The organism is Streptomyces sp. NPDC048496, assembly GCF_043200055.1.
Taxonomy (GTDB): Bacteria; Actinomycetota; Actinomycetes; order Streptomycetales; family Streptomycetaceae; genus Streptomyces.
On record NZ_JBICXB010000095.1, the window covers coordinates 1 to 10,003 of the forward strand.

Annotated in this window: 6 protein-coding genes and 4 pseudogenes; 3 read left to right on the forward strand and 7 right to left on the reverse strand. The window is 68.5% G+C overall.

Translation table 11 applies throughout. From position 1 onward, the window contains the following. Positions 1-100: pseudogene (locus tag ACGFSA_RS34125) on the forward strand (IS5/IS1182 family transposase); the annotation flags it as partial. On the opposite strand, the pseudogene ACGFSA_RS34130 reads toward ACGFSA_RS34125, so the two are convergent. From ACGFSA_RS34130 to ACGFSA_RS34145, 4 genes and pseudogenes are all read right to left on the reverse strand, one after another. Continuing rightward, a pseudogene (locus ACGFSA_RS34130) lies at positions 88-1,641 on the reverse strand (carbamoyltransferase); the annotation flags it as partial. The pseudogenes ACGFSA_RS34125 and ACGFSA_RS34130 overlap by 13 nt on opposite strands. An 8-nt stretch (positions 1,642-1,649) precedes the next feature. Beyond that, positions 1,650-2,609: a thymidylate synthase gene (locus ACGFSA_RS34135; protein ID WP_393309933.1), complete on the reverse strand. Its 960-nt coding sequence runs from the start codon at positions 2,607-2,609 to the stop codon at positions 1,650-1,652. Beyond that, positions 2,606-4,237: a hypothetical protein gene (locus ACGFSA_RS34140; protein ID WP_393309934.1), complete on the reverse strand. Its 1,632-nt coding sequence runs from the start codon at positions 4,235-4,237 to the stop codon at positions 2,606-2,608. The genes ACGFSA_RS34135 and ACGFSA_RS34140 overlap by 4 nt, the downstream gene beginning before the upstream one ends. Further along, a complete protein-coding gene (locus ACGFSA_RS34145) occupies positions 4,234-5,493 on the reverse strand; it encodes an HAD-IA family hydrolase (RefSeq protein ID WP_393309935.1) in 1,260 nt (419 codons plus the stop codon). Before ACGFSA_RS34145 ends, ACGFSA_RS34140 begins: the two co-directional genes overlap by 4 nt. Positions 5,494-5,827: 334 nt before the next feature. On the opposite strand from ACGFSA_RS34145, the gene ACGFSA_RS34150 reads away from it, so the two are divergent. Next, positions 5,828-7,216, forward strand: a complete 1,389-nt coding sequence (locus ACGFSA_RS34150; protein WP_393309936.1) for a Tat pathway signal protein — start codon at positions 5,828-5,830, stop codon at positions 7,214-7,216. Between the two features lie 76 nt (positions 7,217-7,292). After that, complete coding sequence (locus tag ACGFSA_RS34155) at positions 7,293-7,778, forward strand: TrmO family methyltransferase (protein WP_393309937.1); 486 nt, start codon at positions 7,293-7,295, stop codon at positions 7,776-7,778. 45 nt (positions 7,779-7,823) lie between these two features. On the opposite strand, the gene ACGFSA_RS34160 is transcribed toward ACGFSA_RS34155, so the two are convergent. From ACGFSA_RS34160 to ACGFSA_RS34170, 3 genes and pseudogenes are all read right to left on the reverse strand, one after another. Further along, positions 7,824-8,237 carry a uracil-DNA glycosylase gene (locus ACGFSA_RS34160; RefSeq protein ID WP_393309938.1) on the reverse strand — a complete coding sequence of 138 codons (414 nt, stop codon included), beginning with the start codon at positions 8,235-8,237 and terminating at the stop codon, positions 7,824-7,826. A 76-nt stretch (positions 8,238-8,313) separates the two neighbouring features. After that, a pseudogene (locus tag ACGFSA_RS34165) lies at positions 8,314-8,781 on the reverse strand (transposase); the annotation flags it as partial. Positions 8,782-9,673: 892 nt separating this feature from the next. Continuing rightward, positions 9,674-9,919: pseudogene (locus ACGFSA_RS34170) on the reverse strand (ISAzo13 family transposase); the annotation flags it as partial. Positions 9,920-10,003 lie beyond the last annotated feature (84 nt).

A 10,003-nucleotide genomic window follows, 5' to 3' on the forward strand; every position in this document is an offset into this window, starting at 1 on the left:
GGCCGGACGCGATCCCGAGCCGTCGGCCGCCGTGATCGACGCCCAGTCGATCAAGACCAGCGAGGGCGGCGAGGCACGTGGGTTCGATGCGGGCACGAAGGGGTTCTGGGTGGGGCTGACGGTCTGGAGGCGGGAGGTGCCGTTGGCGTGGACGACGGCGGGGATGTGTTCGCGGGCCTTGTCCGTCACTCCGGAGGCCATGGACATGTACGGCGCGTCCTGGCCGAGGGTGAAGAACTCCCGTGCTCGGTCGGCGAGGACCATGGGGGCGAACGGGCGGAACGGCTCGCGGAACTTCACGCTCGCGTTCAGACGCTCGACGACGCCGGGCTCCAGAGGGGAGGCCAGGATCGACCGGTTCCCCAGTGCGCGGGGGCCGGCCTCCACACGTCCCTGGAACAGTCCGACGATCATGCCGTGCGCGAGCTGGTCGGCGAGGAACTCCGCGACCTCGATGTCCAGGGTCTTCTGCTGGAGTCCCGGCCACGGGGTGAGGTCCAGGTTCGGCTCTGGGTAGGACGGTCCGAGGTAGCAGGCGCGGGCGACCCCGCACAGCGGCCGGCCGTTCCCGCTGTCGGTGTGCACGGCGACCGCGGCACCGAGCGCGGTGCCTGCGTCGCCCTGAGCGGGCGGCACGAGGACCTCGTCGAAGATGCCCGCCTCGATGATCCGCCCGATGCTGACGCAGTTCGTGGCCACGCCGCCGCCCAGGCACAACCGCCGCGAGCCGGTGAGCAGGCGGGCGCGCCGCGCCAGGTGGAGCATCACCTGTTCTGTGCGCTCCTGCAGCGCTGCGGCCAGGTCCTGGTGGACCTCCTGGAGCGGCTCGTCCGGGCGCCGGGGCGGGCAGGTCTCCACGACGAAGCGGCGGGAGGTCCGTGGGCAGCCGGAGGCGAGGACGCGAGGCGGGAAGTAGGCCGGGTCCAGGGCGAAGCCGGTGGCGGTGGTGCGGACCGCGCGGGCGAAGAGCTGCCGGAAGCGAGTGGCGTCGCCGAGGGCGGCGAGCGCCATCACGGTGCCTTCTTCGTCTCCACGGCGCCAGCCGAGGTGCTCGGTGACCGCCCCGTACACGTAGCCCAGTGAGGCCGGATCGTAAATGGCCTCCAGGGTGCGGGTGGTGGGACGGCCGGCATGGTGGCCGTGGGCGATTGTCGTGGTCTGCCGCTCGCCGAGACTGTCGACGACCAGCACGGCAGACTCGTCCCACCCGGAGGCCGCGAAGGCGGTCAGCTGATGGGCGCGGTGATGCAGTACGGGCGAGACCCGCGCGCCGGGGAACTGCCGGCCGAGGGACTGGACCCGGCGCCGGGTGCGCAGCGCGACCTTGGCGAATCCTGCGGCCCGTGGCAGAGCCCGGTCACGGGTTGTGCCCGAGAGCGCGAGACGCAGGGCCGCGGGAGCCTCGGCGAGGTATCGGACGGGCTGGAAGTTGTACGCGACGGCGTCGACGTCGCCGCGCGTGAGGCCCGCCTCGCCCAGCAGCCACTCGACGGCGTGGTGGGGGTACTCGTGGGTGTGCTTCTTCTGAGAGAGGCGTTCCTCTTCGACGAAGCCGACCAGTTCACCGTCCACCAGGAGCGCGGCGGCGGAGTCATGGGTGTAGGAGCAGAGACCGAGAATGACGGCGGGCACGTGATCCATCGCGGTCGTCACCTCGTTCCCGCGGCAGCCTGTACGGCCGGGGTTCCGGTGCGGCAGGTCAGTTCGCCGTACCAGGCGGTCAGGGCCTCGCCGAGCGGTCCGTCGACGGCGTCGGCGACGCGCCACGCCTCTTCGCGCATCCCGTCCTTCCACAGCCGGTAGCTGCACATCGTCTCGGCCATGGCATCCCAACCCGGGTGCCCGGTCTCGTCACGTACCTCGACTCGGCGGAGGAGTTCGTCGAAGCCCTCCCACGGCGTGGTGAGTTCGGGCATGAGCGGGCTCGCGGAGACGTCGGTCAGTCCGTCGGCCCTGTCGAGGTTGCGCTCGTAGATGTGCAGCGAGCTGACGTGGTGGTGGTACTCGCCCAGCTCCGCGTCGAGCCAGCCGGCGACCAGCTCGTGCAGCGTGGTGAAGAAGAACAGGTCGTACGGCAGGCCGATCCACACGTCCTGGCCGCGCATGGTGGTGGACATGTGCAGGCGGCCAGCGCGCAGGTGGAAGCGGAAGCCGAGCGTGCAGGGGACGTCCTTGTGGCCGACGGTGTCGCGGGCCGGGTCGTACAGCTGGATCAGGGCGCGGCGGGAGTCGGGGTCGTTCCTGAGGATCTCGACCACGCGGTGGAGCTGGTCCACCTTCCCGGCCCAGTTCCGCATCCGCGGGCCGTAGGCACCCTGCAGGATCCCGTCGTCGGCGTACTGCCGCAGCCGCTCGTTGTATCCGTAGATCCACGGGGCGTCGGTCCCGGAGAGATGCCAGACGGTCTCGGCCGCCGCGAAGGCGGGATTCAGGATTCGGGCGGGCGGCGCGTACAGCAGGCGGGCCCTCGGCTGGGTCAGCGTCATGTTGACGTCGAAGACCTCGCGGGTGGCCATTCCGCGCGGGCTGACCTTGTCCCCGCTCTTGGCCAACATCACCGCGCCGATGAAGAGTTCGGCAACGCTGTCGCCGGTGAACGTGTTTGTCATCGCCTGTCGGTCCCTTGCGCTGAGTGGTGGGGAGTTGTGCTGCCGGACAGCGCCTGGGTGACGATGTCCGCGACGGCGTCGGCGCTGCGGCCGTCCCAGTGGCAGATCGACTCCCTGGCCGCCGTCGGTACGCGTACGGTCTGCGGAGACTCGTCGATACGCGTCAGGAACCTGGCGATGTCCCGGCTGGACTCGCAACGCCAAGCGGCCCCGTGGTCGGCGAGTCCCAACGTGCGCGTGGCAGGAAGTGCCAGTTCCAGTACGGGCACTTCGAGGAGCAGAGCCTCGATCCCGCACGTCGATGACGCGCTGATCAGGGCATCCCCGCCGGCCAGGCATCCGCGTGCTCCGACCTCCGAGCCGATCAAGGCGACCGGGACACCGTTCATCACGTCGAACAGAGACGACAGCGTCTCTGCGTCCTGGGCGGGGTGCGGCGCCATCACAAGACCCCAGCCGCCCTTCGCGTTCCGTAACCCCTCAACCAGAACCTCCACCTGGCCAAGAAGCCGCTGCTCGCTGAACGGCTGGCACGCCCACACGACGATCCTTGTCGGCGCCGAACCCGTCTGCTCCCTCAAAACCCTCTGCAGATAGGCCCGCTGACCGAGGCGGTCAACCTGGGTGAGCCCGTCGAACCGCGGCTGGCCGACGACGTACGTACGAGCGTCAGGGCGCCGAGTCCGAGTCCGGGCCGCGCGCACATCACGTGCCCCCATGACCGCGACATGGCGGCAGCGCTGGGCGTGCGAGGAGGTCTGCCCCTCGATCCACGCGCCGTGCTGGACGTAGACGGTGTCAGCGGCAGCACGTTCGGCGGCGCGAACGGCGAGGACGCCGAGCGGGCTGGAGTCGTTGCTGCACAACAGGACCCGACTGTGGGATTCGAGGAGAACGGCGTCGAGCCACTGCTCGACGTACAGCGTTGCCGACCAGGACGGTTGGGTGCAGCCGGCGCTGCGCACAAGCAGTCGGGCGGCGAGCCACGCCAGTCGGCCGATGCCGATCTCGTGCTGTCCTACTCGTACCGTGCGCTCGTTTTCGGGCCGGAACGCGCTCTGGGCAGGTACGTCTCTGTGTCGGCCAAGGGCTTCTTCTGGCAGGCGGAGCACGGTGATTCCCGGTTCCGACGCATCCGGGAAACGTTGATCCACTTCGGAGGCCATGTCCACGACGGTGCTCCTCACCCCTTGGCAGGCGAGGTCGGAGAGAACCGGAAGCAAAGTCTCCGCATGGCGGGATGACCAGGAGACGGCGCACACGGGTGCGGTGGTGACCTTCAAGCGAGGCTGGACCGGCACCGCGAGCTCGCCACCGTCCGGCGTGAGTTGGCCGGGCTCGCCGTGCCCGAGGAGAAAGGAAAGACCTGCCTCGGACACTTCGTACGCGACATAGCCGAGAGACGTACTGCCGCCGGCCACCACCAGATCCTCGGCTGCGCCGAACATCGTGGCGGTCGGCACCTCGTCCAGGTCCAGAAGCTGCTTCACCACACGGGTGACCAGGCGGCGAATCGGTACGTGGTGGACCGACAGCCAGCTCACGCCGCCGGCCGTCACGAGCGCGTCGCCGTACTCGGCCTCCAGCGCGGCCATCAGCGCCTCGACGACTTGGCCAGAGTCGGTCACAGCAGGCTCCCCTCGATGAGGGGCGCGCTCTTCTCGCTCACGTCGAGCAGTCGAAGGAGGTCCACCGGCGACCGCGCGATCCGGGGCTCCGGAGTGCCGGGGCCGCCATAACCCCAGGCGGCATGCACGTAGGAGACACCGGCTCGGCGAGCGGCCTCACGGTCGACTTCCATGTCACCCACGTATGTTGCGGACGCCGGATCGGCCGCGAGGTCAACGAGGGCGAGCAGCAGCGGGTCCGGGGCCGGCTTGCCCCTCCCCGGACCGCCGGGTGCACGGACGGTGGCGAAGGGACAGCCGAGTTGGGCGAGGAGCGGAGCGGCTCTGTCCAAAGGCTTGGACGTCACGACGCCGAGGCGCCAGTCGGCGGCAGCGAAGGCATGGAGCACTTCTTCTACGCCTTCGAACGGTCGGGCCAGAGGGGAGGCAGCCTGCGAGGCCGCCGTGTACGTCTGGTGGATCCGATCGGCGTCGGCCAGCTCGAGCCGCTCCATGATGTCGTTGAACGGGCGGCCCAGATGCTGCTCGTACATCTCGAACGTCAGGTCGATGCCGTGACTCTGCTGGACCGTACGCCACGCCTCCTGCATGACGGGGCGCGTATCGACCAGGACACCGTCCAGGTCGAGGAGCAGCACGTGCTGCGTCACGACGTCTTCCATCTTCTTCCTCGGAGGTAAGGGCGCGGCGACGGGCACGTGTTGAGCAGGCATGGCGAACGCCTCCATGGCGAGCGAGTGGGGCTGAAAGGTGTGTGCGGTGGGGGTGGGGCCGCAGGGGACGGACTCTCGGCGTTTCACGACCGCGAGAACCCGCTTGCCGCTGCCGTCTTCGTTGAGACAAGCCGTCCATGCGTCGGCCTCGGCCGTGACGAGCAGCAGACCGCGTCCGTCCACCGAGTCCGGCCCACTGGCGCGAGGGACCGGCGGCAGGGGGGAGTTGTCCTCCACCTCGATGCCCACGGTTCCGCTCTGGGCGGTGAGGGTCAGCGTGATGTGCTCGGCCACCATCTGGCCGTTCGCGTTCGCGGGGCGCTCGGTGCCGCCTGGCATACCGCCGTGGCGCTCGGCGTTCGTGGTGAGTTCACTGACGATCAGGACCGTGCGGTCCATCAGCTCTTCAAGCCCCCAGGCCGACAGCGCTTCCCGCGTGAAGGTCCGTGCCGCCCCGGGCGCCTTGTCGTCCGAGACGATGGTGAGGCTCACCCGGTACTCGGGGGACTCGACGACGGACTCCAGGCTCCAGATGGGCATCATCTCGGCCTCCTCACAGTGTCCGCCGGAGTCGGTCAAGGACTCGGCGGCAGGTCTCGGCGGAGGCGTCGAAGCTGCGGAGGTGCACGCCGACCGCCGTTCTCGGACCTTCTTCTCTGCCCTGGACCGGCTCCAAGACATGGCTCTGCCCGCCCGGCGGCATCCGGTCTCCAGAGCCGTACGTCTGGATTGCGTTCACCGAATTCCTCCCGAGGGAAAGCCGGTTGGTGGTTTGGTTGACCTTGAGCGAACCGTGAATCACGGTGGGTTGGTATCCCCCACCGGCCGGCGATGCCGTCAAACCCGTCAAAGATCATCTTGTGGACAGGGGCGCACGATGAGGCGCGAGCGGAACGAGAAACTGGCCGCTGCGATCGCGGAAACCGGCTGGTCGCAGCCGAAGGTCGCCGCTGCCCTCGTACGGGTTGCGGCCGAGGTCGGCGCCGTCGAGCTGCTCGGCACCAGCCGCTCGCACATCGCGATGTGGATCGCGGGAACGGAACCCTCCGGGCGGGCGCCCCTTATCTTGAGTGAGACGTTGTCCCGTCGGCTCCAACGCCCCATCACTCCCGCCGAGATCGGCCTCACCCCGCCGAAATCGGGTGCGGTCATGGCATCCGAATGGCACGTCGATACGGTGAGTGCGTTGGTAGATCTGGGGGGAAGCAACGTGGACCTGGAGCGACGCCGAGTGCTGGCCGGCACTGCCTACTCGGTGACCGGACTCGCCCTGCCTGGACAGACGTGGTGGGACGAGGCCCCCGAGCGTGCCCGATCGCGCCCCGCTTCGACGAGCCGGAGAATCGGGACTGCCGAGATCAACGCGCTGAAGGAGATGACCGATTTCTTCTCGAAGCGCGACCAACGCCAAGGCGGAGTGGACGGCCGGACAGCCCTCTACCAGTACATCTACGACGACGTCGCGACGTACGTCGGCGGTGTCTTCGCCAGTGACGAGACGCGCTGCCGCCTCTTCGCCGCCGCTGCCGAGCTGGTGTACGTCGCCGGCTGGATGAGCTTCGACGCGTCGCACCACGAGGCCGCCCGGCGGTACTTCACCCTGGCGGTGAAGCTGGCGGCCGAGGCCGAGGACGCACCACTGGCCGGCCATGTCCTGCGAGCCATGGCCCACCAGGCGACAGATCTCGGCCACCCCAAGGAAGCCGTGGACATCGCAACGGCCTCGGTCGAGCACAAGCGGTACACCCTGGCGACTCCCCGCGAACGAGCCTTGCTAGGCGTCGTGCGGGCGCGGAGCCTGGCCACGGCCGGCCAGCGCCACGAAGCGCGTGTAGCCCTCCTCCGGGCTGAGGACGACCTCGCGGCGGCAAAGCCCGGGGATGACGAACCCGCCCGTGTCTGGTTCTTCTCCGAGGCCAGCCTGGCGCACGAAACAGCTCGCACGCTCTGGGCTCTCGGCGACCTCCAGGGGGCCCATGACGAGTTCTGGCGCAGCGTCCACACGAGGAAGACCGACGCCTTCGGTCGCACTCACGTCGTGACCTTGGGGTATCTGGGCGCTGCGCAGGCGAGTCAGGGCAATGTCGAGGCCGCGTGCAGCACTTGGGCCCAGGCCCTGGACGCCATGAACGGCGTTCATTCCGGTCGAGCCCGCGAGGCGGTGATCAACATGCGCCGGGTTCTCTCCCCGTATCGCAACCGTGGGATCAGCGCGGCGGCGGAGATCGACGAACGAGCCAAGGCCGTGCTGAGGCGAGTAGCCTGACCGCGCCATGACGATGGGCGTGCGCGGTGCGGAAACGTACCGGACCATCCCATCTGGAGGGAAAGAAGGGGTAGTTGTGACCGCACAGTCCATCGAGGTGCCGATCGTCGCCACGGTTGTCGGGGGCCATCTGAAGGTCGGCGACGACTTCCAAGGCGGCGTGGAATCCATCATCCGGCTGCGCCCGGACTACCCCCTCGACACGTTGCAGGGGATCGAGGAGTTCTCGCATCTCCAGGTCACCTGGTACTTCTCCGAGGGCTCACCCAGCGACGTCGCGCTGCACGCCCGCAGCCCTCGCAACAACCCGGAGTGGCCGGCGACCGGAACGTTCGTACACCGCAACCACCGTCGCCCCGCCCGGATCGCGACATCGTTCCCCCGCCTGCTCGGAGTGGACGGGCGCGACCTCCACGTGACGGACCTCGACGCCGTCGACGGCACACCGGTCATCGACTTCGTGGCCGTGTTCGAGGAGATGCTCCCTCGCGGTCCTGTCACACAGCCCTCGTGGCCGACCGAGATGCTCCAGAACTACTGGAGGGATGCGCGCGAGCGGTGAGCGAAAGATGATCCACGGCCTGGTCCGCGCCAGCACGGCCGAGCTCTACATCTGCCCGGCCACCCCACGGAGCACGTCACCGACGGTCTGGCAGGAGTCGACTCTGTGCTGTGCGCGGCGAGCGCGTTCATCCGGGTCCCGCACGAAGAGAGCCTGCCGTCCCGGGTGGTAGGTGCTGACCACCTCCAGACTCCGTTCACGGACAACTCCGGGGTGCGTCTGGAGCAGGCGGTCCCACCCGCGCTGGGCTTCGCTGCCCTGGAGAAGCACGACTTTGACGTTCGGCATCAACCCCAGCAGCTGCTTCAGGACCTCGACGCCTGCCTGGAGCTCGGCCGCCTTCGGCGAGCGGTTGATGTACCAGGGGTAGGCGTTCCAGGGAGTGACGTCTCGCGGCGCGATCCCCGCTCCCTCGAAGAGCTGGACCTGAAGCTCCGCTGTCGGATCGTCGTTCTCCACACACAGAAATCCGGAGCCGACACCCTCCTGCGTCTTGGGGCCCGGGTCCCGCAGGATCGACAGGGCGCGCGCGAGGTCATGTCCCCTGTAGTGGTGTAACCGTGTCGGGTGGATCTTCGGTTGGATAGATCTTGTCCATGCTGCCTTCGGGGAGGTAGCGGCGGGGGAAGGCGATCCATTCGTCGTGCATCTCGATGAGGACGGCCGTGGTGAGGCGTTCGAGGGCGTCGGGGTTGGGGAAGATCTGGACGACGTCGACGCGGCGCTTGATCTCGCGGTTGACCCGCTCCAGGGGGTTGGTCGACTGGATCTTCTTCCAATGTCGCTCGGGGAAGTCCGCGAAGGCGGTGAGGTCGACCTTCGCATCCAGGAGCATCGCCTTCACCTTGGGGAACTGCCGTCCGAGCATGTCGGCGACGGTGTCGAGCTGGGCGCGGACAGCCTCGGCGGTGGGCTGGGCGAAGACCGTGCGGATGGTCGCGGCCACCATCTCCGCGGCGTCCTTGGGGATCACTGCGAAGACGTTGCGCAGGAAATGAAGCCGTAAAGAATCAACTTGTCGGTGTGTTGGTTTGCCCGTCTGCGGCGGCGAGGAGATCTGGGGCGGTGCGGTAGCGGGTGGCCGCCGGGGGTGGGAGGAGTCCGCCTTCCGCAAGCAGGGGCCGGATCTCGCGGACGACGTTTCCGATCGAGGACCTGCTCACGTCCCCCAGCGCGTCGGCGAGGACATCCAGGGTGCACAGTTTCCGCAGGTAGAGCAGGGCGACCACGACGCGCTCTCTGTCACCCAGCTTCTGGGGGAAGACGCCGCCGCGGCTGCCTGGCTGGCGATCGGCGCCCCGGCGTTGGTAGGAGGTTCGTTCGACCTGCGCGAGTTGGCGTGGGGCGAGGCGGCGAGTGAGCACATCCAGGTCTTTGCGGGACATGCCGGTGAGCCGTGGGTGGGACAGGCTCTCCATGACCCGGGTGCGGGGCGGGGCCTTGTCGGTGTTGAGGAAGGACATCAGCGCGTCCGCCGTGGTGAACCGGCTGGGGGCGTATCCGGGCTGATGGCCGTGGTCCTCCAGGACCCGGCGGGTCTCGGCGACGAGGTGGCCGATGCATTCGGGAGTGACCTCCAGCATGTCGGCCAGCAGCTTCATCGAGCACACTTGCCGCTGGTAGAGGAGCGTGAGCGTCACACGGGCGCCGTCGTCGAACAGCGGCTTGGCCCGCTGATTGCCGGTGGCGCTCCGCGCCCGGCCACCGCGCTGCTCGCTGTAGCGTTCCTGGGACCGGGCGGCCTGCATCGGGGCCAACTCGGCGCATAGACCGCCGAGTTCCGCGCTGTTCAGCCCGGTCAGACGGGGGTCCGTCAGTCGGGTCAGAAGCTCGCAGCGCCGGCCGGAAACGCCGTGCGCCTCGCTGGTGGGCAGAGTCTGCGGCGTGGAGGACTCGGGCAGCAGGGAATAGTTCCACTGACCGTGGACCTCGTGCCGGACCAGCGGCAGCGCGGCGAAGCGGTCTTTGCTGATCGCGATGCCGGTGGGGTAGTCGCCGGGATCCAGATGGGCCTCGACGCGCAGACCGGCCCGGGTGCGAGTGGCGGCGATCGTCTCAATGACGACTTCATGGCTGGTCAACGGCCTGCCGCGCCAGCTGTGGGTGATGTGGGAGAACAGCCGGTGCTCGATTTTGTTCCAGTGTGTCCTGAATGCAGAGGGGAATTCGATGTAGGACGAATTGCTTGAAGCAGTGCTGCGTGACCGATGAAGGATTGGCCCTTC